The sequence below is a fragment of the Solibacillus cecembensis genome, from assembly GCF_050272495.1.
Lineage (GTDB): Bacteria > Bacillota > Bacilli > Bacillales_A > Planococcaceae > Solibacillus > Solibacillus cecembensis.
In genome coordinates, this window is record NZ_JBNNMF010000012.1 from 77,554 (window position 1) to 99,880 (window position 22,327).

The following is a 22,327-nucleotide window of genomic DNA, read 5'->3' on the forward strand; positions in this document are numbered from 1 at the left end:
TTCCGCCTTTCTATTTCACATACTACTAGTGTAATAGATTTTAAGGAGAAAAGTAAAAATAAAAAACTGAAACAAAAGCAACAATCGTTACTTTTGTTTCAGCTTAAAAAATAAGACTAATTATAGAGTAAATAATCGCTGCCATAACAGCAGAAATTGGCATTGTAATCACCCATGTTGTGACAATTTTACGAGCAATTCCCCAGTTAACGCCCTTCACATTTTGTGCTGCCCCAACACCCATGATTGCAGATGAAATAACATGTGTCGTTGAAACAGGAAGATGGATGAGTGTTGCACTGAAAATAATGGTAGCAGAAGAAAGGTCAGCTGCAGCTCCGTTTACAGGGCGAATCTTCATAATTTTACCGCCAACTGTTTTAATAATTTTATAACCACCAATAGAAGTACCTAAGCCCATTGCAATCGCACAGGCTAAACGCACCCAACCTTGTACATCATCAGTCGTTTGCCAGTTTGCAGCAATTAAAGCCATTGTAATAATACCCATTGCTTTTTGCGCATCGTTTGTACCGTGAGTAAAGGATTGAATGGCCGCGGTGAAAATCTGCATAATACGGAAACCCTTATTTGTTTTATAAAGATTAAAATCATTAAATAAAAATTTGAATAAAGTCATCATTAAATATCCCGCAACGATGGCGATAATTGGTGATGCTAGTAAGGCAATAATAATTTTACTAAAGCCACTATAATTTAAAACACCAAATCCAGAAGCAGCAATTGCAGCACCAGCAATCGAACCAATTAATGTGTGCGATGAACTGGATGGGATACCGAAGTACCAAGTGACTAAATTCCAAGTAATCGCGGAAAGTAAAGCTGCTAAAATAACAACCGAGCCAATAAGTGGTGCCTCAGGCGTTGATAAAGCAAAAGGATCAACAATGTCTGATGCAATCGCTTTTGCTACACCAACAAATGTAATTGCCCCTAAGAAGTTCATAATTGCCGCCATTATTATAGCAACGCGCGGTGGTAATGCACGTGTAGAAACTGAGGTAGCAATTGCATTTGCTGTATCATGGAAACCATTGATAAAGTCGAAAACTAATGCACATATAACGACTAATACTGTAATAATTAAAAGTGTATTCAATATAAGGACTCCCAAATATTATGCGTTGCGCATAATGATAGTTTCAATCGTGTTAGCTACTGTTTGGCAATAGTCAGCAATTTCTTCAAGTTGCTCATAAATATCCTTAAATTTAATTAAACGGATTGGATCCTTTTCATTTAAAAACAGTTGCTTAATGGATGAACGTAATACTTCATCACATTCACGTTCGTAATCTTTAATAAGAATCGCATGTTGACGCATACCTACAAGATCCTTTTTATTAAGTAAATCCATTGCTTTGACGATTTCATCAGCTGATTTGACAATATAGCCTAAGAAATTACGCATTGATTCATCTACTTCGATTAATGAAAACATTTCAAAGTGTGCAATCGTGCCTTCTGTACCATCTAAAATATCATCCATGCGAATCGCAAGTGCTAAAATATCTTCACGTTCAATAGGGGTCATAAATGACTTATTGAGCATGACGATTAGTTCATGAATTAATTTATCACCAGCTGTTTCATATTGCTTCATGCGGACGCTTATTTCTTTTAAATCTGCGACGGATTCAATGCGGAAATCATTCGCGTAATGCACAGCTTCGCGCATATTTTCAGCAATTTTATGAAGGGCTAAAAAGAATGGATCTTGTTTTTTTGAACTAAACATGGAATGCCTCCTGAATATAAATAATCGATCATATCTAAATTTTAACTTACTTATCATAACAAAATCTGCGCAATTTCTACACAAAATTTAACACAAATGAATGAATCTTTACAATTCTGTAACATAAGGAAATCACCTAGTATCTACATTTGAAATGAGAGGTTCAGCATTTTCTAACAGTTATTAGATAAATGGTTACTTAGCTAAGTAAATCGCGAAGTTCGTTTTCTAAAAATGGTTTTGCATTTAAAAATTGTACAAATGCATCGTATTTTTGTCGTTGTTCAGCTGTAGCTGTTTTGCCTGTGAAATATGCACGAATCAATATGTTCTTTGGTGTATTTTCCATATCGATAAATTCCAATAGCTGCGTTTCATAGCCGACGAGTGATAAAATTTCAGCGCGGATTGAATCAGTAGCGAGCGCGGCGAAGCGTTCTTTAATGAGGCCATGCTGCGTCATTATATTTAAATCGGGAACTTGTAATTGGCGATTTAGTTCATGTTGGCAACAAGGAACGCTTAAAATAACTTTTGCCCCCCATTTAACGGCACGCGCTAAAGCCATATCTGTCGCAACATCACAGGCATGTAGTGTAACGACCATATCAACAGCAGTTTCGTCATTATAATCATTAATGTCCCCAACTTGGAATTGTAAATCTTCATAGTGTAAATCTTGTGCAATTCGATTACATTCCTCGATGACTTCTTTTTTCAAATCAAGTCCGGTTACACGAATATTGAATCCCTTTTCGATTTTTAAATAATGATAAAGGGCAAACGTTAAATAGGATTTTCCTGAACCAAAATCTAAAATACGAATTTGACGGTCTTTTGGTAAATGCGCAAGGGAGTCATCGATAAATTCAACAAAACGATTAATTTGCTTAAATTTATCGTATTTTTGTTTCTTAATTTGACCATCCTCGGATTGCACACCTAAACGTACTAAAAACGGATAAATACGCGATTCATCAAGTAAATACTGCTTTTTTCGGTTATGTGATAAGTTAATTTGTTTTGTTGACGAAGTTTGGTCTGATTTCCAAAGGACTTTATTTTTTTTCGAAAGCTGAATTTGAACAGTTTGCTCAGAAAACTCTGCATGCATTTGGCGAAACTGTTCAAATAATAGATCAAGCTGTTGCTGTAAATCCTCGGGTGAGATGTTTTCATGCTTTAAAATACGCTCATACTGATATTCAAGCTGAATCATATATGCACCACGTAATTCGATTGGTTTTAGTCGAACGCGCTTCAGTTCATTTGATTTTTGACGTGGCTGACTAATTGTTGCTTGCACAAGTGTTTTGGAGTTTAGGAGCGTAATAATTTGCTCCTTCATTTGTTGGAATTCCATAGTGACCGCCTTTTCTTAGAGAGCTGTTTTTTTCTACTCAAATATGTATAAACAGCTCTTATCGTATTCCTTCTAGTTTATCACAATGATCAATAGTGATGCGATTGTACAGGGTTTTTAACTTGATTCAGCTGAAATGGGGAACAAAGGCTAAACCCGTCACGTCCTGTGACAACGCCTTTGTGATCAACATTGTGTTGACCCAAGCCCCGGCGGATGTCACAGATTTTTAAGGAGGCCTGCGTGATGCAGGTCAGTTAGCCGTTGTCACATGGACGCGACGAACTTAGGCTAACTTCCTTAATGAGCGAGCTCGAAAAAATCTGGACGCAATTACGCTGGGGCGTAATTGATATGTATGTTACGATGAAATCAAATAACGAGGTGTAAATGATTGTGTAAGGAGGAAACATAATGAATTCAATGAAAGACGTTGAAACGTTAGTAGAAAAGGGCATATTAGTAGGTGTAAATTTACAAAAGGATAATCATTTTGATTACTCAATGGAGGAACTCGCTAATTTAGCAGATGCCTTAAATGTTGAAGTCGTTGGTACAGTCACGCAAAATTTAGAACGCGTCACATCATCGCATTACGTTGGGACGGGGAAAATCGAAGAAATTAAAGCCTTTTATGAAGAAGTAGATGCGAATATTGTTATTTTTAATGATGAACTTTCACCATCTCAAATTCGCAATTTAGAACGAGATTTAGCATGTAAAGTAATTGACCGCACAATGCTTATTTTAGATATTTTCGGAAGACGTGCCAAAACGCGTGAGGCACAGTTACAAGTCGAGCTTGCTCAATTACAATATATGCTGCCACGCTTAGTTGGGCTACATGCTTCGTTATCACGTCAAGGTGGGGGCACGGGCGGAGGCTTTAAAAACCGTGGTGCTGGTGAAACGAAACTCGAACTTGATCGTCGTAAAATTGAGGATCAAATTGCAAAGATAAAAAAAGATTTAGAAGTGGTAAAAGAACAACGTGAAACACAGCGTAAGCAGCGTCGGAAAAATGCGATACCTGTTGTTTCAATTGTAGGCTATACGAACGCAGGAAAGTCGACCATTATGAATCAGCTCCTTGCTAAAATTGGCCAAGATGAAACGAAGCAAGTATTTGAAAAAGATATGCTATTTGCAACGCTTGAAACTTCTGTTCGTCACATTGAACTTGCGGATAATAAATCGTTTTTACTAACAGATACAGTTGGATTTGTTAGTAAACTTCCTCACCATTTAGTGAAGGCTTTCCGTTCTACGTTAGAAGAAGCGCGAGATGCAGATTTACTGCTACATGTCGTTGATGTTTCGAACGAAGAATACCGCTTTATGACGGACGTGACAAACGATACGTTAAAGGCAGTTGGAGTGGAAGATGTGCCAACGCTTTATGTGTATAATAAGTCGGATTTAGCGAATTTAGAATATCCACTCGTAAGTGGTGATAATATTTGGATTTCGGCAAAAGAGGACGTTGGTTTAGATGAACTCGTACAGTTGATTCGCAAGCAAGTATTTGCGGATTATAAAACGTGTAAAATGCTCATCCCGTATGATCAAGGGGCTATTGTTTCTTATTTGAATGAGTATGCGACGATTTTGGAAACAGCTTATGAAGAAGAAGGAACATTGCTTACACTTGAATTGCAGGAAGCGGATTATCAAAAATATGAATCTTATGTAACGAAATAAATAGGCGTACTGAAAAGTTATTTTGACAATAAAATCAAAATAGCTTTTTGTTTTCCCTTATAAAGGGAAGTTATGAACAAGTTATGTCTTTGTTACTTCACTTTATTTTGCAGAGAAATCTTATCTTTATAGAGAGTAAGCTAGGTGCAAATTGAGCTTGTTTTCATTGGTATTGTAACGTTCGTTCGATAGTGGAAATGAACCGAACTATTACTCCAAATCTTGATGCTATAAAATGCATAATTGAAAAATGGAGGTTTTTAATTGTGTAGAAAAGGAATAATAAAAGATATGTACTGTAAACGAGTTGTTGTGGTATATAATATTATAAAGTGAAGATTCAATCTCTTTAGGGACCCCTCTAAATTGTGAATTGGGGACGCTTGCACAATGTGAAAATTCATGTTGTAAAAACAGCACTTGTTGTTTGTGCTGAGGTAAGTGTTGAAGTAGAAGAATTATTGGTATAAGTGATTATTGAGGAAGTAGGGAAGATTCTTTATTTCCAAGTTCCATCCTCCCAGGAAAAGGGCGGTTTATGTAGATCGTCTAATTATTGGTGCAAAGATTTTAGCAAAAACAGCTTTACTCGCATGACAAAAAGTGAAGAATGGGGAAGGTGGACATTATGTTAGAATCAGTAATTGTAAAGGAATTAACAACAATTGAGCAAATAGAAGAGGCAAGAAATTTAGAGCATGATATTTGGGCAGTTGGCAGTATTCCGATGCACCAAACGCTTGCCACAATTCGAAATGGTGGAATAGTTTTAGGCGCTTACCTTAATGACGAACTAATCGGCTTCAACTTTAGTTGCCCAGGCTTCATGGAAGAGAAAGTATACTTGTATTCACATATGATTGGCATTAAACGAAATTATCGTGAGCAAGGTGTAGGCGAGCTCATGAAGAATTATTTAAAGGATATCGCAATAGAACGAGGGTATCGCAATTGCCGTTGGACATTTGATCCGCTTGAAGGGCGTAGTGGACATTTAAACTTTACGAAGCTACGTGGTTATAGCGATACGTACATTCCAAATTGTTATGGAGAAATGGAAGACCCGTTTAACCTTGATTTGCCAACGGATCGTCTTTTTGTTGAATGGCAGCTTGTAGATAATGATTATTTACGCTGGGATGCAAAAGTCGAAGAATTACTAGAGGAGGCTGTGCCGGTAGTAGAGTGGTCACTCAGTACGGATGGTTTGCCGATGCTTGATAAAGAACAGCAATTTATGCAGCAGGAATCCTTTATAAAAGATGCCTATTTATTACCGATTCCTATGTATTTTCAAAAAATAAAAGTGGAAAGTCCAGCACTTGCAGAAGATTGGCGTTATAAAACACGCCATATTTTACAAGCGATGTTCGATCAAGGCTATAAAATTATTCACTTATCGAAACACAATGAGCATGTGAGTCATTATTTACTCGTAAAGCGTTCGCTATTTGCGTTATAAAATAAGTTAAACTTCAATCCGTGGGGGCTTCATTCTCCACGGATTGTTAAATTTCGTTCAGAAGAAAATGTCTGTCATAATAGGTGATGAAATAAATTCCTACCTGTGACAGCGCAATAAGAGGAGCGATATGAGATGAAATTAGTTGAAGTTACGATTTATCAGCTCGAGATGTGTATGAAAACACCATTCACAACGAGTCTTGGAACAATGCAAAATAAGCGTTTTTTAGTCATTAAGGCAAAGGATGAATCCGGTGTCATTGGCTGGGGGGAAGGCGTTGCATTTGAAGAGCCTTCTTATACAGAAGAGACGCTAAAAACATCATTACATATGCTAGAAGATTTTTTAATTCCACGATTGTTAGGGCAACAATTAACACATCCAGATGAAGTATATGAACATTTCCTCCCAATTCGTCGCAACAATATGGCGAAAGCAGCTATTGAAGGTACGGTGTGGGATATTTATGCTCAATTAACAAATCAAACACTAGCTCAAGCAATTGGAGGCACTGCTGAAAAAATTGAAGTAGGCATCAGCATAGGATTGCAGCCAACCGATGAGCAATTAATTGCAACGATTCAGGGCTTTTTAACGCAAGGCTATAAACGAATAAAGGTCAAAATTAAACCAGGGAAAGATATCGCATTAATTCGAACGATTAGAGAAGCTTTCCCGACTGTTCCATTAATGGCTGATGCGAATTCGTCTTATACACTCGATGATATAGAGTTATTAAAACAACTGGATGAATTTCAATTAATGATGATTGAGCAGCCGCTTGCCCATGATGATTTAATCGATCATGCGACATTACAACAGCAAATTCAAACGCCGATTTGCTTAGATGAAAGCATTACGTCTTATGAAGATGCACGCAAGGCCATTCAACTAGGGAGTTGCGGTGTGATCAATATTAAAATTGCACGAGTGGGTGGAATAAGTGAAGCAAAGCGTATCCATGATATATGTGAGAGACATGGCATCCCTGTATGGTGTGGCGGTATGCTAGAAGCTGGGATTGGACGGGCACAAAACGTCGCACTCACAAGTTTATCCAACTTCACAATGCCAGGTGACACGGCAGCTTCGGAACGTTATTGGCATGAGGATATTATTTTACCTGAAGTGACAGTAGAGGACGGCTACATAACCGTACCAACTACAACAGGTCTTGGCTATATAATAAACGAGCAAGCGATTGAAAAATATTGTATCGAGAAAAAGGTAATTAAAAAGCCTTGAATCCATAAAAATAGTCGGAAGTACAATAAATCTCTCAAAAAGTACTTTTTACTTTCAATAATCAGTAACAAATAAAGAAAAGTTAACAAGGACTGTTTGATTTTCCATTCCTACCTAGCTATAATTGAAATAGATAAGGATGATAATCATTTTCAATGAGAATCATTTAAAAAAGAAGGAAAATGGGAGAATGACATGAGATTATGGTATTTGATTGTTGCTACTGTTGTTCTATCATGCATTTCGTTATTTCTAGGTGCCAAAGATATTACACCACTAGATTTGCTTGATTTTTCATCAGAGGAAACAGAAGTCTTCTTAATAAGCCGTATCCCACGCTTGATTGCAATCATATTAGCGGGTGTCGGCATGAGTATAGCTGGTTTAATCATGCAATCTTTAAGTAGAAATAAATTTGTATCCCCAACAACTGCGGGAACAGATGATGCAGCAAAATTTGGTGTGTTAATTGCGATGATTTATACAGGGGGAACACAATCTGAAAAAGTAGTGCTCGCCTTTGTTTTTGCATTGTTAGGTACAATGCTGTTCATGCAATTATTAAACCGCATTAAGTTTAAAGATGCGATTTTTATTCCACTTGTAGGGATTATGTTCGGAAATATTATTTCTTCCATGACGACGTTTTTTGCGTATAAAGCAGATATTTTACAAAACGTATCCGCCTTTTTAATGGGGAGCTTTACATTAGTTATTAAAGGAAACTATGAATTATTATATTTAAGTGTTCCTGTTATTATTTTGACATATTTTTATGCAAATCGTTTTACCGTTGCAGGTATGGGTGAGGATTTTGCGAAAAACTTAGGTGTTCGTTATAGACTTGTTGTTAATTTAGGACTTATTTTAGTCGCACTTATTTCAACAACCGTTATTTTAACAGTTGGTTTAATTCCTTTTGTCGGATTAATTATTCCAAACATCGTATCGATTTATAAAGGGGATAATTTAAAGAAAACATTACCTCATACAGCTGTGCTAGGTGCATTGTTCTTATTAGCATGTGATATCGTTGGTCGAATTTTAATTTTCCCATATGAGATCCCAATTAACTTAACGGTCGGTGTAATCGGCGGCGTGATTTTCTTAATCATGTTGTTTAGGGGGCGTTCATATGCGTAAAACAGGTTTGAAATTAACTATTTTAGCAGTTCTAGCAATCATTTGTATCGCACTTTATGGTTTGTATGATATTAAAGGTAGCTTTGATTATGCGTTTCCGCGTCGAATGATTCGCGTTTTGGCAATGATTGTAACAGGTGTAGCGATTGCGTATTCCACGGTTGTTTTCCAAACGATTACCCATAACCGCATTTTAACGCCTTCTGTCATGGGCTTAGATTCGATGTATATGGTTGTGCAAACATGTATTTATTTCTTTTTAGGATCTTCTTCTATATTAGTATTAAATAAATATTTTAATTTTACAATTTCAATTGCAGCAATGGTATTATTTGCGCTTATTTTATATCGTTTCTTATTTAGGGCGGATAAGCAACCGATATATCTCTTATTACTGATTGGGATGGTTTTAGGAACAATGCTCGGAAGTGTAACATCATTTATGCAAGTTGTTATTGACCCGAATGAATATACAAGCCTGCAAAATAAAATGTTTGCAAGCTTTAATAATGTGAATGGTGACCTTGTATGGGTAGCAGTGGGGATTTTAGCAATCGCCTTTATTTATGGCTATACGATTTTAAATAAGTTAGATGTCATGTCATTAGGCCGCGATACAGCGATCAATCTCGGTATTAACTATGACCGTATTGTGATGAATGTACTTATTTTATCTTCCGTATTAATTGCAACATCTACGGCGCTTGTCGGTCCAATTCTATTTTTCGGATTAATTGTTGCTAACTTATCGTATCAATTTTTTGCAACGTACAAGCATTCGGTGCTTATAGTTGGTGCAAGTTTAATTAGTATTATTGCATTAGTCGGTGGGCAGTTTATTGTCGAACATCTATTCGAATTTAGTACGACATTGAGCGTTATTATTAACTTCATTGGTGGCGTATACTTTATTTATTTACTATTAAAAGAGAGTAGGTCAGCAGGATGATTCAAGTAAAAGGATTAAGCAAATACTTCGGTAAAAAAGCCGTTGTAGAAGATGTACATGTAACAATTGAAACGGGTAAAATTACATCATTCATCGGTCCGAATGGTGCTGGGAAATCGACTCTACTGTCAATGGTGAGTCGTTTATTAGATTCAGATACTGGTGAAATATTATTGGATACAGCAGACGTGCGCAAAATGAAATCTGAGGAATTTGCAAAACGCGTCTCGATTTTAAAACAATCTAACTTTATGAATGTCCGTTTAACGATTCGCGAGCTTGTGTCATTTGGGCGCTATCCATATTCACGTGGGCGTCTTACAGCAGAAGATATTGAACATGTAGATCGTGCGTTGGAGTACATGAACTTAGTGGACATGAGTGACAAGTTTTTAGATGAACTTTCTGGTGGTCAACGTCAGCGTGCGTTCATTGCCATGGTCATCGCACAAGATACAGAATACGTGCTATTAGATGAGCCTTTAAATAACTTAGATATGAAGCACTCGGTTCAAATTATGAAAATTTTACGTAAACTTGTAGATGAACTAGGGAAAACAGTTATTATCGTATTGCATGATATTAACTTCGCCTCGGTATATTCCGACCGAATTGTGGCGTTAAAGGATGGGCGCATTGTCAAAGATGGCCCAACACATGAAATCATTAATTCTTCCGCATTAAAGCAAATTTATGATATGGACATACCTGTACAAGAGCAAGATGGTTGTCGAATTTGTGTTTACTTTAATTCTCATTAGATCATAATAAATTATAAAAATGCCATTTTGATTTAGTCGAAATGGCATTTTTTGATGGATAATTATAATCTGAGGTCTATTTCTATAAAAGTAAAAATACCCTATTTAATATCTATTTATTATAATAATTAATTTAATTTCCAAAACTAGTTGACGATGAGAATCAATCTCGATATAATGGGGATTGTTCAAATGATAATGATAATCATTTCGAACGGAGATGAATAAAACGAACTTACATATATGAATAGGAGCGATTTACAGATGAAGAACTGGAAGTTAATGACTGTTATTTTATCAATGCTTGTTTTAATGTTAGCGGCATGTGGCTCAAATGATGACACTGCAAAGGATTCAGAAAAAGAAAACTCTGCTAAAACAGAGGGCACAAATACAGAAGAAGTTGCTTCAGCATACCCAATGACAATTAAATCAACAGATTCAAATTATGCAGATGTAACGTTTGATAAAGCACCAGAAAAAATCGTTGTATTTGACTATGGTTTCTTAGATACTTTAACTGCTTTAGACGTTGAAGTTACAGCTGTTGCAAAAGGAAACTTCCCTGAATCTTTAAAGCAATATTCAGATGACAAATATTTAAACGCTGGTGGTTTAAAAGAGCCATTATTTGAAGACATCGCTGCAATGGCACCAGATGCAATTTTCATCTCTGGTCGTCAAGGAGATGCATATGAAGAATTATCAAAAATCGCTCCAACAGTATTCGTAGGTACTACAAGCACTGATTACTGGAATACATTTAAAGCTTCAACTCAAATTGCGGCAGATCTTTTTGGCAAGCAAGCTGAAGTAGATGCAAAGTTTGCTGAAATTGAAGCAGCTACTGAAGAATTAAAGGCAATTGCTGCTAGCTCAGATGAAAAAGCATTAGTAACACTTTACAATGAGAAAATTTCTGCTTATGGTCCAGGTGAAGGTTCTCGCTTTGGTTTCGTACACAGCGTATATGGTTTCCCAGCTGCGGATGATACATTAGAAAACTCAACGCATGGTGCACAAATTAGCTATGAGCAAATTTTAGAAATTAACCCTGATATTTTATTCGTAGTTGACCGTATGGCTGCTACGGGCGAAGAATCAAATATTTCAGAAGCATTTAATAATGATTTAGTTAATAAAACGAATGCTGCTAAAAACGACAAAGTGATTTACTTAAATGGTGCGCTTTGGTACTTAGCAGGTGGCGGTTTGACTTCTGAGCTTGAAAAAGTAAATGAAATTATTAACGCTTTAAAATAATATTTATAAGCCGTCCTTCTATTCGAGGGCGGCTTTTTTCAAAATAGGGGGATTTATAATAATGTTTGTACAAATTCGTAAATGGACGTTAACGGAAGGCAATGCCGATAAAATTATTGAACGTTTTAGCAAAAAGCCAGATCAAGGACCATCTATATTAGAAAAACAGCCAGGTTTTATCGGACGTGAATTATTACAAAAGAAAGTTCGTCGCGGTGAAGATGAAGTCGTGATGATTGTCCGCTGGGAATCTGAAGAGGCTTGGAAAAACTGGGAGAAGAGCCCCGAACATATTGCAGGACATAAAGCGAAAATTAAAGAGCACGGTGGCAAGCCGCCAAAACCAGAATTCGTTATTTCGATGGAAAATACAAATTATACGGTAATTGAATAGTAAAATTAAGCAACAGTGGAATGAGCACTGTTGCTTTTTTAATTGGAGGAATGATAGAAAAGCAACATGTAATCATTTTTCACGTTATATATGTATATGGTAAGATAATGTTTATCACAATTAACATCAGGAAGTAGGAATATGTGTGAAAAAATGGGCATATCCATTAGCTATTGTAACAGGCATTATTTTTATCGTGATGGCGTTTACTTATAATACGCCAACAATGAATGCATTGGATGATAAAATAGCTACATTATTAACTGGAAATGAATTAATTATTGTATTTCATTATATAGGGGAGCCAATATTCGTAATTGCAGTTGGGGTAATCGCTTTTCTTTATTTGTGGCTACGTGAAAGAAATTATCGTGGCATGGTCTTTATTTTGCTGACATTTGCGGCAGGTACGTTATTAAATCAAATACTGAAAAGAATATTTGAGCGTCCACGTCCGGAAATTGTGGATCAGTTGACTTCTTATAGTTTTCCATCAGGGCACTCAATGGCGGGGGTACTGTACTTATTTACCCTTGCTTATATTTTTTCAGAAATTGCAAAAGAGAAGAAAAAAATTCAAATAGTATGGATTGCTGCTGTTCTATTAGCTTGTTTAATCGGACTGTCACGAATTGCAGAAGGCCGCCACTTTGCCACAGATGTGATTGCCGGTTGGAGCATGGGCTATAGCTGGTTCATTGTATGTGTGGTTTGGTATGAATCAAGAAAAGATAACCGTCAAATAATGAACACCTAACCCGCATTAAATAGTAGATAAATTCAAATGAAAAGGACCTACCTAAAAGTAGGTCCTTTTCATTTCCAGTTAATTTCTTCTTCAACAAAAGCACGCCATTTTCGCCTAATTCTACTGAAAAGGCACGTTTATCTTCTCCAATTTTTAGGATTTAGCTTACTTTTATATTTGGTCACCACTTCTTTCCCAACAAAAGCAACACCTATCAAAAAGAAGATTTCCCCCACAACTATACTTACTGTAATTACAGCGGCTTTTATGTGAGTTGGTAATGGAGTAAATGGTGTAATGGCAGCAACTCCCCATAGTATAGGATAAAGAATTAAAAGCGCTATTCCGAGTTTAAATAGAAATGGCCTTTTTTGCTTATATTCGTTTGAAACAATTTCTTTTTCCAATTTCAAGTCCTCCGATTTAGTTAAATAAGCTAAACTATATATTGAAACCTATTTGAATACAAGTTTAATAATAAAATTTACGTATTCTTTTGTATCAAAAGTTGGTCTGTTACATAAGATGTTACTACAGCTAAAAAAGTTGCGCTAGGGAAACTTTTAATTTATAATCAAATTAACATAAAGTTGAAGAGGGGAATTCTATGGAAGGGAATATTATTTTTGCGTTAGGATTAACGCTCTTTGCGGGCCTTGCAACAGGAGTAGGTAGTTTATTAGCCTTCTTTACTTCAAGAACGAATACGAAATTTTTATCGGTGGCCCTTGGTTTTTCTGCGGGCGTTATGATTTATGTTTCATTAGTTGAGATTTTTGTTAAAGCAAAAGATTCATTAACAGCAGCATTAGGGGCTACACAAGGCTATTGGATGACACTTGTTGGTTTCTTTGGGGGCATATTATTAATTGCTTTAATTGACCGTTTTATTCCAAAGTCCAATAACCCTCACGAAGTTCGTACAGTTGAGGATGTCAATGCAGTCCAAATCAAGCCAGAAATAGATGAAGAACGACTAATGAAGATGGGGCTATTTACTGCTCTGGCGATTGCCATACACAACTTCCCAGAAGGAATTGCAACGTTTATGGCTGCGCTACAAGATCCGAATGTAGGTGTAGCGATTGCGATTGCGGTAGCTATTCATAATATCCCAGAAGGAATTGCTGTAGCAGTACCCATTTATTTTGCGACAGGCAATCGTCGAAAAGCGTTCAAATTATCGTTTTTATCGGGCTTAGCAGAACCAGTAGGCGCATTAGTAGCATTTTTCATCTTAATGCCATTTTTAAACGATGTGATGTTTGGAATTATATTTGCCGGAGTTGCAGGAATTATGGTATTCATTTCATTAGATGAATTATTGCCGGCAGCCAAAAAGTACGACGAGACCCATTTATCTATATACGGATTAGTAGCGGGTATGGCTGTCATGGCTATTAGCTTAGTATTATTAGTTCCGTAGCAATAAAAAAAGAATATCATTTTGGTTGAAGGGCCAAAATGATATTCTTTTTTGCATATAGGAAATGTAACATCACCTAGTTAGGAGGCAGCCGTTACATTTTCAGATACAACCGTAAAGCATGTATTGGGATGTTCATTTTTTTCAATTTCATCCAGCATTGCTACCGCAAAGTCTGCATAGCTAATATAACTATTGAATTGTGAATTTACGAGCACTTGATCCCCACCCTTCAAGTAATGTCCTGTACGGGGACCTTCTGAATCAAACATGGCAGAAGGAATGACATACGTCCATTGAATAGAGGCGTTTTCGAGATTTTGTAAGTTTTGCAATTGTGCCTTCGACGTATCGAGCAGGTCCTGTGGATATTCTTCTTCCTCCATTAAGCGCGTTGTTTTTCCACTGTCAACAAAAAGACAACCTGAGCATCCAATGACAAATAACTTTTTTGTTGTTCCCTCAAGTAAGGATATTAAATGATGCCCTGCAGAAATATGAAGATGTTCCTCTCCTGGTAATGGCGCAAAAGCATTAATAATTATATCGAACGGTACTAAATCTCCCTTTGTTAAATCAAATAAATTTTTGCCTATAGTTGAAACATTATCAACGGAAAGAGTGGCTACATTTTTTACAATGGCTGTGACATCTAGTTGGCGTAGTATGGCTTCATTTAAAAGATGTGTTCCAGCCTTTCCCGCAGCCCCGATAATAGCAATTTTCATCTACATTTCCCCCTTTCAATCCTAGGCTAATTTATACCCAAAATGAGTGGAATCTATGCGGCAACTAATATAAAAGGAGCATTTTGATGTTAACCAAAATGCTCCTTCCTATAGATGAATTTATGAAAGTTCAGTTACGATAATCCCTTTTTTATCTGCACTTGTTAAAACAATATTATGCTCAGGGAATTGTGCACGCATCACATCAACAAACTGCTCCGCAACTGTAGTCGGAACAATTGAAATAAGTGTTGGTCCAGCACCGCTTAAAGCTGTTCCGTAAGCACCCGCCTGTTTTGCAGCTTCTCGAATTTCCGTATAGTTTGGAATGAGCTGTGCACGGAATGGCTCGTGGAATAAATCAGCTTCCATATAACGACCGATTCGCTCATAATCTTTTGCGATGCAAGAGGCCGCTAGCATGTTTGCATGGGCGCTTGCACGGACGGCATAACCGCGGTCAAGCTCGGCAGGCAAAACATCGCGTGAATGAGCTGTTTTTAGTTCAACATCTGGTATAAAAACAACAAATGCTACGTCTAAATCACGTATACGAATGGTATCAACAATGCCGTTCTCATCCATTGAAGAAATCGTTAAGCCACCTACAACAGAAGCCGTCGCATTGTCTGGATGCCCTTCAATTTGTGAGGAAATATTTAGCTTGTCCTGTGTCGACAAGTTGAGCTCACACAAAATGTTCGCGAGTTCAATCGCCGCCACAATTGCAGACGCACTACTACCTAAACCGCGTGCAAGAGGCAACTCACTCGTCATTTCTACTTTGCAAGGGCGTAAAGTACAGTCATATTGAAGTGCTACTTGCTGAGCAATTTGAAAAATTAAATGCGTTTCAACAGTCGTATCGGTAGGGACATTTTCTCCAATATGAACAAATTCCCATTCGTCCTGTAAAGTCACAGTTAAATTTAAATATAGTGACAAGCCAAGCCCAATGGAATCAAAGCCAGGACCTAAATTGGCTGTACTACCAGGTACTGAAATTTGCCATTTTGTACTCATAGTGAAAATACGCCTTCGATATATTTACGAATTTCTTGCTCATCATTATTTAATGAAACAAGATCAACTGAAGAAACATTCATCGCTGTATCAGGATCTTTCAAGCCATTGCCTGTAAATACAGTAACGACACGACTACCTGGTGCAATTTTACCTGCTTTTACTGATTTCATAACCCCTGCTAATGAAGCAGCTGAACCAGGTTCAACAAAAATGCCCTCTTTACCAGCAATTAATTTATATGCTTTTAAAATTTCCTCATCTGTTACAGAATCGATCATACCGCCAGATTCGTCACGGGCAGCTTCAGCGAACTTCCAACTAGCTGGGTTCCCAATACGAATTGCCGTTGCTACCGTCTCTGGATTAGCAATTGGTTCGCCTTTTACGATAGCTGCAGAACCTTCTGCCTCGAAACCATACATTTTTGGTAAGCCACTTTGTTTTGCTTCATTATATTCTTTGAAGCCTTTCCAGTATGCTGTAATATTGCCCGCGTTACCTACTGGAATACATAAATAATCAGGTGCTTTGCCTAATTGGTCCACGATTTCGAATGCTGCCGTTTTTTGGCCTTCAATTCGGAATGGGTTTACTGAGTTTACAAGTGCAATCGGAGTTGTTTCGCCAATTTTGCGAACAATATTTAATGCATCATCGAAGTTACCATCAATTTCAATGATTTTAGCACCGTACATACAAGCTTGAGCCAGTTTCCCTAGTGCCACTTTGCCTTTTGGAATAACAACGATGGATTGAATACCAGCGCGTGTAGCATATGCTGCTGCCGCTGCTGAAGTGTTACCTGTTGATGCACAAATAACAACTTTTGAACCTTCTTCAATAGCCTTAGCTACTGCAAAAACCATGCCGCGGTCTTTAAATGAACCAGTTGGATTTGCGCCTTCAATTTTGCCGTATAACTCAATGCCTAATTCCTTCGATAAGTTAACTAAATGGATGAGTGGTGTATTCCCCTCATTTAACGTTAATGCTGGTGTATTTTCTGTTACAGGTAAAAATTGTTTATATTCTTCGATTAAACCTTTCCACATAGAAAATTAGCTCCTTCTGTTCTCACTGGATGAACATTTGTTTTTATATACAAGACATTTTAAACCTATAGCTAAATGATTTCAATAGGAAACGAAAAATTGTCTAAACTATTCGATAAATCAAATAGGAGTTGTCACTATTAAGAAACAAATGTATAGTATTAATGATATGACATATGTAAAGACACATAGAAGGGGAATGAGTAAAGTGGAAGCGAATAATAATCAAACAAAGCCCCTTTCGCGCAACAAACTTTTAGGTGTTGCAGGTGTAGGCTGGATGTTCGATGCAATGGACGTTGGGATTTTATCCTTTGTTATTGCAGCATTGGCAGTGGAGTGGAATTTAAATAGTAGTCAAATGGGCTGGATCGGAAGTGTAAACTCCATCGGTATGGCTGTTGGTGCACTCTTATTTGGTGTGTTAGCAGATAAAGTGGGACGTAAACAAATTTTTATGTGGACACTTATTTTATTTTCAGTCGCTAGTGGATTATCCGCATTGACAACAACACTCACTGCATTTTTAATTTTACGCTTTTTTGTTGGCATGGGACTTGGAGGAGAACTACCAGTTGCATCAACATTAGTTTCTGAAAGTGTAAAGCCTGAAGAGCGTGGTAGAGTAGTCGTTTTATTAGAAAGTTTTTGGGCAGGTGGCTGGTTAATTGCCGCAATTATTTCGTACTTTGTTATTCCAGCAGAATTTTGGCCGATTGATGGTTGGCGTGTCGCGTTATTATTAACAGCATTACCAGCATTTTATGCGATCTATATTCGATTAAAATTACCTGACTCACCACAATTCAGAGTAAAAGCTGAATCAAAGAAACGAACGATCTTTCAAAATATCTCGGAAGTATGGTCGCCAAAATACAGACGTTCAACATTGATGTTATGGATTTTATGGTTTGCGGTTGTATTTTCATATTATGGTATGTTCCTTTGGTTACCGAGCGTAATGGTTGGTAAAGGGTTTGATTTAATTTCAAGCTTTAAGTACGTATTAATGATGACGCTAGCTCAGTTACCAGGCTATTTTACAGCTGCTTGGTTTATCGAAAAGTTTGGTCGGAAATTTGTATTAGTTACTTATCTATTAGGGACAGCTGCAAGTGCCTTTGTATTTGGTGGCGCAGAAACAGTCACGGCATTAGTAGTCTCGGGTATGCTGTTATCCTTCTTTAATTTAGGAGCATGGGGTGCGTTATATGCGTATACTCCTGAGCAATATCCAGCAATTGTCCGTGGAACTGGTGCCGGAATGGCCGCTTCAATTGGACGTGTTGGTGGTATTTTTGGTCCGTTATTAGTTGGTACATTACTGACGAAGGGCTATGATATTAGTTACATTTTCACGATTTTCTGTGTAGCGATTGTCATTGGTGTATTGGCCGTTATCTTCTTAGGAAAAGAAACGAAACAAACAGAGCTAGAATAAATAGAGTTAAATGAAACTTAAAACTCACCATTTCGAAATTGGAGATGGTGAGTTTTTGTGTGGCTTTTGTACATACTCATAAAAGATAAACCTTTTTACTTAACGCATGGGGTGTCGTTTGTGGTAAATAATGTATTTGTTATTTAATTGACCTATGTAAATAGATCTGTCTTCAAGGGAGTGTTTTTGAACTAATTGTGGTGGCATAAATCAAAAGGTATACATTATACTAATACCTATTAATATAATAAGAATAGTATAGTCTTAATAATTCTCTCTTTATTTCCTTAAATATTACGAATTAATGTCAATTTCCTACATATATGAAGGGGTTAGTTAGTAAGTCTTTGTTTTTTCAGAAAACTCATTGAATTCAATTAATATACGTGATAATGTATTTTCTATTATATAGAGAATATGGCACTGATCATGGGGAAACAATAGGTAAAATTTATTTAGTGAAAGGGTAGAGATTCAAAATGGAAATTTGTGTAGAAATAAAAAGGAGATTTATTCGCTTATCTAAAGGTCAGCGGAAAGTAGCCCAATTTGTAATGGATAATCCAAATATCGTAGCAACGCAAATTGCTTCTGAAGTTGGAAGACAGGCAGGTGTGAGCGAGTCCACGGTTATTCGTTTTTGCTATGCGATGGATTTATCGGGATTTAGTGAGCTACAAAGAATGATGAAAGATTACCTGATTAATAGTGGTGAAATGGCACAAAGGAAAAAGGCGATGCCAGTTTCAAAAGTGAAAAATAATGTAAGCTTGGATATTATTGAACAAAATATTGAGGGGATTTCCAAAACATTTAATCAGCTGAATGAACAACATTTTGAAGAAATCGTTCAACTGTTACATGGTACAAAAAAGGTACATATTTTGGGGTTTAGACAGTCAGCTCCTGCAGCATTTTGGTTATATAATAACTTAGCTATGTTAAGAAATCATGTGTATTTTATGCAGCATGAAACAGAAGATATTGTGCAACAGTTGACGTTAATGGATGAGGATTCATTACTTATTATGATCTCTTTAGATGATGAATATGAAGATATTATTACGACTGTTAATATTGCGAAAAGAAAAAAAGTCAAAATTGTTGCGATTCGCGATAAAAAACTTGTAGCTGTAAAAGAACAAGCTGATAAAGTGTTAATTGTACCGTCTGCTCAAGAAGGTGGCGCAACATGTACAATTGTGATTTTTACATTATTACAAGTTTTAGTACAGGCAGTAGTCAGCCAAAATCCAAAACAATATGATGACTTTCGTAAAAAGCAAAATAACGAACACAAAAGCTCAGATTTAATTGCGGAAGGATAAACAACACAAGATGTAAAGTGCTTGGAATTTTGATGTTTTTTATATGAGTTAAAAGTAATATAAAAGTGACTCAACTTTGTAGTGCCTTCAAAGAGCGAAATCTTCTATTTTTCTCAACTACTTGAATATGTTAAAATGGGTGACGAGATAGTATTTATTATAGGAGGCTCAATCATGAGTAAAGTTTTAGTTTTCGGACATAAAAATCCAGATACAGATACAGTAACATCTGCAATCGTTTATGCGTATTTAAAGCAGCAAATCGGTGTGGACGCAGAAGCGGTTCGTCTAGGTGAAGTAAATAATGAAACGCAATTTGCGCTAAATAAATTTGGCTTTGAAGCACCTCGTTTAATCAGCAATGTAAAAGACGAAGCACAGCAAGTTATTTTAGTAGACCATAATGAATTCCAACAATCGGCAGAGGGCATTGAATCGGTGCAAATTACAGAAGTAATCGATCACCACCGCATCGCAAACTTCCAAACGGCAGATCCATTATACTTCCGCGCTGAGCCAGTAGGATGTACAGCAACGATTTTAAACAAAATCTTCAAAGAAAACAGTGTAGCAATCCCGGCAAATATCGCTGGTTTAATGCTATCTGCTATCGTTTCAGATACATTATTATTCAAATCACCAACATGCACAGAGCAAGATGTAAAAGCGGGTGAAGAATTAGCAAAAATTGCAGGCGTGGATGCTGCGGAGTACGGTTTAGCGATGTTAAAAGCAGGTGCTGATCTTTCGGATAAATCACTTGAGGACCTGTTATCATTAGATGCAAAAGGATTTGAATTCGGTGCTTATAAAGCAACTGTTGCACAAGTGAATGCAGTAGATATTGAAGATGTCCTTGGTCGTCAAGAAGAGTTAGTCAACTTATTAAATAAAGATGTTGCAAATAACGGATTAGATTTATTCTTCTTTGTTGTAACAGATATTTTAAATAATGATTCTACAGCAGTTGCGGCTGGACAAGTTGCAGAAGCGGCAGCAAAAGCTTTCGGTGCAACAATCGAAAACGGTCGTATCGTACTTCCAGGTGTTGTATCTCGTAAAAAACAAATCGTTCCTGTGTTAACAGAAGGATTAAAATAATAGTAAAAATCCGATGCTCATTTTAGAAGCATCGGATTTTTTATTTACATTTCACCTTGTCCGTGCTGTAACTTTTTCATGTCTAATGGATAAACAGCGGGCCCCTCTATTACTTGCCCGTGTTCATCATAGCGTGAACCATGACAGGGGCAATCCCAAGTTCGGTCAGCATCATTCCATCTTGTTTTACAACCTAGATGTGTACAGCGTGGAGCATTTGCCCGCGTCACATGCCCTTTAATAAATTCCTTACCAACAAAGCCTCCTGTTTGAATCATGAAATAGAGTTTACTACCAAAGTTAGAGCGGCTTGGTGAAAATAACTCTGTCGCAGGATGTGGTGTTTTCGAAATTAAGTTACTTAAAATTTCACCAGCAACGAGCGCTGTCGAAAGCCCCCATTTATTAAACCCTGTTGCAATATATAAGCTATCATCATTGGGTGACAGCTGCCCAATATACGGAATTTTATCAGGCGTCTGAATGTCTTGGGCACTCCAACTAAATTTTGGTGCAGGCAGCCCAAATTGATTTTGCAATTCTGCCCTAAGCGTACTATAAAATGGTTCTGTATGTGTGACGGTTCCCGCAGTATGTGAGCGGCCCCCATATATAAAGTAGGGGATGTTATTAATGAGTGCAGTCCGCATTGTCCGACTCTGTTCATCAATACTTATATATTGTTCCTGTAATAATTGCGTACACTTTGTCGCGGTCAAATAGGAGCGATCTACTTGAAGCTTTACGCTATACAACCGTCGAAGTGATTCAATCGGGTAATGCGTGCATAATAGCAGTTTTTTATACTGAATATCATGACCATGCTCGGTCGTTACATAGTTTTTAGTTGAATGAATTTGCGTGACGCGTGTATTCAAATAAATTTCTGCTCCGAATTGTCTAGCAAGTTTTACAAAATGTTGGGCAAAAAAGAAGGGGTTGATTTGCCCTTCACCTTTCATTCCAAGTGCCAATTGTGCGGATAAATCAAGCTCGGTCACATTCGTTGCCACGTAGGGGATCCCTATTTTCTTATAACATTCGGCTTCCGCAGCTAATTGTTCCTTGCCTAAAGAAGTGCCCGTATATAAAAAAGAGGTAGCCCGCGAAAAGCTAGGAGGATTCGTTTCAAGTGCGCGTTCAATTGCCGAATGATTGGCTTCATAATAAAGCTTCCCCTGCTCTGTTGTTAATGCGGAATAAATTAAGCTATGCTGTGCTGTTAATTTTCCTGTTGAAAAGGCTGTTGTACCATGTGAAAATTCACTAAGCGCTTCGATTAACACGACGTCGAAGCCTTTTTTAGCTAATAAATAAGCATTGTAAATTCCATTTAACCCCCCTCCGATAATACAAATATCACATTGAAGGGATTGTTTTAATGATGGAGCGGAAATCGTCGGAACATTTTCTAACCAGAGCGATTGTTTCAAA

The 22,327-nt window shown here is 37.1% G+C and carries 21 protein-coding genes; 13 read left to right on the forward strand and 8 right to left on the reverse strand.

What is annotated here, in order from left to right:
- Positions 1-103: 103 nt before the first annotated feature.
- The 3 genes from ACQKIH_RS12205 to ACQKIH_RS12215 all read right to left on the reverse strand — a co-directional run bounded on the left by ACQKIH_RS12205 (position 104) and on the right by ACQKIH_RS12215 (position 3,122).
- Positions 104-1,120: an inorganic phosphate transporter gene (locus tag ACQKIH_RS12205; protein WP_427766369.1), complete on the reverse strand. Its 1,017-nt coding sequence runs from the start codon at positions 1,118-1,120 to the stop codon at positions 104-106.
- An 18-nt stretch (positions 1,121-1,138) separates the two neighbouring features.
- Positions 1,139-1,759, reverse strand: a complete 621-nt coding sequence (locus ACQKIH_RS12210; RefSeq protein WP_057986032.1) for a DUF47 domain-containing protein — start codon at positions 1,757-1,759, stop codon at positions 1,139-1,141.
- A gap of 199 nt (positions 1,760-1,958) precedes the next feature.
- Complete coding sequence (locus tag ACQKIH_RS12215) at positions 1,959-3,122, reverse strand: class I SAM-dependent methyltransferase (protein WP_057986030.1); 1,164 nt, start codon at positions 3,120-3,122, stop codon at positions 1,959-1,961.
- A 414-nt stretch (positions 3,123-3,536) separates the two neighbouring features.
- Between ACQKIH_RS12215 and hflX the strand changes: the two genes are divergently transcribed.
- From hflX to ACQKIH_RS12260, 9 genes are all read left to right on the forward strand, one after another.
- Positions 3,537-4,823 (forward strand): GTPase HflX, encoded by a 1,287-nt coding sequence (hflX, locus tag ACQKIH_RS12220; protein WP_427766372.1) that lies wholly within the window; start codon positions 3,537-3,539, stop codon positions 4,821-4,823.
- A gap of 628 nt (positions 4,824-5,451) precedes the next feature.
- On the forward strand, positions 5,452-6,285 hold the full coding sequence (locus ACQKIH_RS12225) for a GNAT family N-acetyltransferase (RefSeq protein WP_057986028.1): 834 nt from the start codon (positions 5,452-5,454) through the stop codon (positions 6,283-6,285).
- A 135-nt stretch (positions 6,286-6,420) separates the two neighbouring features.
- On the forward strand, positions 6,421-7,533 hold the full coding sequence (gene menC, locus ACQKIH_RS12230) for an o-succinylbenzoate synthase (RefSeq protein ID WP_427766375.1): 1,113 nt from the start codon (positions 6,421-6,423) through the stop codon (positions 7,531-7,533).
- Positions 7,534-7,728: 195 nt separating this feature from the next.
- A complete protein-coding gene (locus tag ACQKIH_RS12235; RefSeq protein ID WP_057986024.1) occupies positions 7,729-8,676 on the forward strand; it encodes an ABC transporter permease in 948 nt (315 codons plus the stop codon).
- The gene (locus ACQKIH_RS12240; protein ID WP_057986022.1) at positions 8,669-9,625 is read left to right on the forward strand and encodes an iron chelate uptake ABC transporter family permease subunit; all 957 of its coding nucleotides are present in this window, start codon (positions 8,669-8,671) and stop codon (positions 9,623-9,625) included. Before ACQKIH_RS12235 ends, ACQKIH_RS12240 begins: the two co-directional genes overlap by 8 nt.
- Positions 9,622-10,386, forward strand: a complete 765-nt coding sequence (locus tag ACQKIH_RS12245) for an iron ABC transporter ATP-binding protein (RefSeq protein ID WP_057986020.1) — start codon at positions 9,622-9,624, stop codon at positions 10,384-10,386. The genes ACQKIH_RS12240 and ACQKIH_RS12245 overlap by 4 nt, the downstream gene beginning before the upstream one ends.
- 264 nt (positions 10,387-10,650) lie before the next feature.
- Positions 10,651-11,649, forward strand: coding sequence for a siderophore ABC transporter substrate-binding protein (locus ACQKIH_RS12250; RefSeq protein ID WP_427766380.1), 999 nt, complete (start codon positions 10,651-10,653; stop codon positions 11,647-11,649).
- A 61-nt stretch (positions 11,650-11,710) separates the two neighbouring features.
- Positions 11,711-12,043, forward strand: a complete 333-nt coding sequence (locus ACQKIH_RS12255) for an antibiotic biosynthesis monooxygenase family protein (protein ID WP_427766382.1) — start codon at positions 11,711-11,713, stop codon at positions 12,041-12,043.
- 145 nt (positions 12,044-12,188) lie between these two features.
- The gene (locus tag ACQKIH_RS12260; RefSeq protein ID WP_057986013.1) at positions 12,189-12,800 is read left to right on the forward strand and encodes a phosphatase PAP2 family protein; all 612 of its coding nucleotides are present in this window, start codon (positions 12,189-12,191) and stop codon (positions 12,798-12,800) included.
- A 128-nt stretch (positions 12,801-12,928) separates the two neighbouring features.
- Here the strand turns inward: ACQKIH_RS12260 and ACQKIH_RS12265 are convergent, their stop codons facing one another.
- A complete protein-coding gene (locus tag ACQKIH_RS12265; protein ID WP_057986011.1) occupies positions 12,929-13,198 on the reverse strand; it encodes a transporter suffix domain-containing protein in 270 nt (89 codons plus the stop codon).
- 200 nt (positions 13,199-13,398) lie between these two features.
- On the opposite strand from ACQKIH_RS12265, the gene zupT reads away from it, so the two are divergent.
- Complete coding sequence (gene zupT / locus ACQKIH_RS12270; RefSeq protein WP_057986009.1) at positions 13,399-14,217, forward strand: zinc transporter ZupT; 819 nt, start codon at positions 13,399-13,401, stop codon at positions 14,215-14,217.
- Between the two features lie 80 nt (positions 14,218-14,297).
- Here zupT and ACQKIH_RS12275 read toward each other — a convergent pair whose 3' ends face one another.
- From ACQKIH_RS12275 to thrC, 3 genes are all read right to left on the reverse strand, one after another.
- On the reverse strand, positions 14,298-14,945 hold the full coding sequence (locus ACQKIH_RS12275) for an NAD(P)-dependent oxidoreductase (RefSeq protein ID WP_427766386.1): 648 nt from the start codon (positions 14,943-14,945) through the stop codon (positions 14,298-14,300).
- A 120-nt stretch (positions 14,946-15,065) separates the two neighbouring features.
- The gene (thrB, locus tag ACQKIH_RS12280; RefSeq protein WP_427766389.1) at positions 15,066-15,968 is read right to left on the reverse strand and encodes a homoserine kinase; all 903 of its coding nucleotides are present in this window, start codon (positions 15,966-15,968) and stop codon (positions 15,066-15,068) included.
- The gene (gene thrC / locus ACQKIH_RS12285; protein WP_427766392.1) at positions 15,965-17,023 is read right to left on the reverse strand and encodes a threonine synthase; all 1,059 of its coding nucleotides are present in this window, start codon (positions 17,021-17,023) and stop codon (positions 15,965-15,967) included. The genes thrB and thrC overlap by 4 nt, the downstream gene beginning before the upstream one ends.
- 199 nt (positions 17,024-17,222) lie before the next feature.
- On the opposite strand from thrC, the gene ACQKIH_RS12290 reads away from it, so the two are divergent.
- From ACQKIH_RS12290 to ACQKIH_RS12300, 3 genes are all read left to right on the forward strand, one after another.
- Positions 17,223-18,464, forward strand: coding sequence for an MFS transporter (locus ACQKIH_RS12290; protein WP_427766471.1), 1,242 nt, complete (start codon positions 17,223-17,225; stop codon positions 18,462-18,464).
- 479 nt (positions 18,465-18,943) lie between these two features.
- Positions 18,944-19,792 carry a MurR/RpiR family transcriptional regulator gene (locus ACQKIH_RS12295; RefSeq protein ID WP_057985998.1) on the forward strand — a complete coding sequence of 283 codons (849 nt, stop codon included), beginning with the start codon at positions 18,944-18,946 and terminating at the stop codon, positions 19,790-19,792.
- A 174-nt stretch (positions 19,793-19,966) separates the two neighbouring features.
- Complete coding sequence (locus ACQKIH_RS12300) at positions 19,967-20,893, forward strand: manganese-dependent inorganic pyrophosphatase (RefSeq protein ID WP_427766397.1); 927 nt, start codon at positions 19,967-19,969, stop codon at positions 20,891-20,893.
- Positions 20,894-20,937: 44 nt separating this feature from the next.
- Here ACQKIH_RS12300 and ACQKIH_RS12305 read toward each other — a convergent pair whose 3' ends face one another.
- Complete coding sequence (locus ACQKIH_RS12305) at positions 20,938-22,326, reverse strand: FAD-dependent oxidoreductase (protein WP_057985995.1); 1,389 nt, start codon at positions 22,324-22,326, stop codon at positions 20,938-20,940.
- Position 22,327 lies beyond the last annotated feature (1 nt).

Coding starts and splice junctions, on each gene's coding strand:
- ACQKIH_RS12210 (WP_057986032.1), bottom strand. CDS start 1,759: ATGTTTAGTTCAAAAAAACAAGATCCATTCTTTTTAGCCCTTCATAAA.
- ACQKIH_RS12215 (WP_057986030.1), bottom strand. CDS start 3,122: ATGGAATTCCAACAAATGAAGGAGCAAATTATTACGCTCCTAAACTCC.
- hflX (WP_427766372.1), top strand. CDS start 3,537: ATGAATTCAATGAAAGACGTTGAAACGTTAGTAGAAAAGGGCATATTA.
- ACQKIH_RS12225 (WP_057986028.1), top strand. CDS start 5,452: ATGTTAGAATCAGTAATTGTAAAGGAATTAACAACAATTGAGCAAATA.
- menC (WP_427766375.1), top strand. CDS start 6,421: ATGAAATTAGTTGAAGTTACGATTTATCAGCTCGAGATGTGTATGAAA.
- ACQKIH_RS12235 (WP_057986024.1), top strand. CDS start 7,729: ATGAGATTATGGTATTTGATTGTTGCTACTGTTGTTCTATCATGCATT.
- ACQKIH_RS12240 (WP_057986022.1), top strand. CDS start 8,669: ATGCGTAAAACAGGTTTGAAATTAACTATTTTAGCAGTTCTAGCAATC.
- ACQKIH_RS12245 (WP_057986020.1), top strand. CDS start 9,622: ATGATTCAAGTAAAAGGATTAAGCAAATACTTCGGTAAAAAAGCCGTT.
- ACQKIH_RS12250 (WP_427766380.1), top strand. CDS start 10,651: ATGAAGAACTGGAAGTTAATGACTGTTATTTTATCAATGCTTGTTTTA.
- ACQKIH_RS12255 (WP_427766382.1), top strand. CDS start 11,711: ATGTTTGTACAAATTCGTAAATGGACGTTAACGGAAGGCAATGCCGAT.
- zupT (WP_057986009.1), top strand. CDS start 13,399: ATGGAAGGGAATATTATTTTTGCGTTAGGATTAACGCTCTTTGCGGGC.
- ACQKIH_RS12275 (WP_427766386.1), bottom strand. CDS start 14,945: ATGAAAATTGCTATTATCGGGGCTGCGGGAAAGGCTGGAACACATCTT.
- thrB (WP_427766389.1), bottom strand. CDS start 15,968: ATGAGTACAAAATGGCAAATTTCAGTACCTGGTAGTACAGCCAATTTA.
- thrC (WP_427766392.1), bottom strand. CDS start 17,023: ATGTGGAAAGGTTTAATCGAAGAATATAAACAATTTTTACCTGTAACA.
- ACQKIH_RS12290 (WP_427766471.1), top strand. CDS start 17,223: ATGAGTAAAGTGGAAGCGAATAATAATCAAACAAAGCCCCTTTCGCGC.
- ACQKIH_RS12295 (WP_057985998.1), top strand. CDS start 18,944: ATGGAAATTTGTGTAGAAATAAAAAGGAGATTTATTCGCTTATCTAAA.
- ACQKIH_RS12300 (WP_427766397.1), top strand. CDS start 19,967: ATGAGTAAAGTTTTAGTTTTCGGACATAAAAATCCAGATACAGATACA.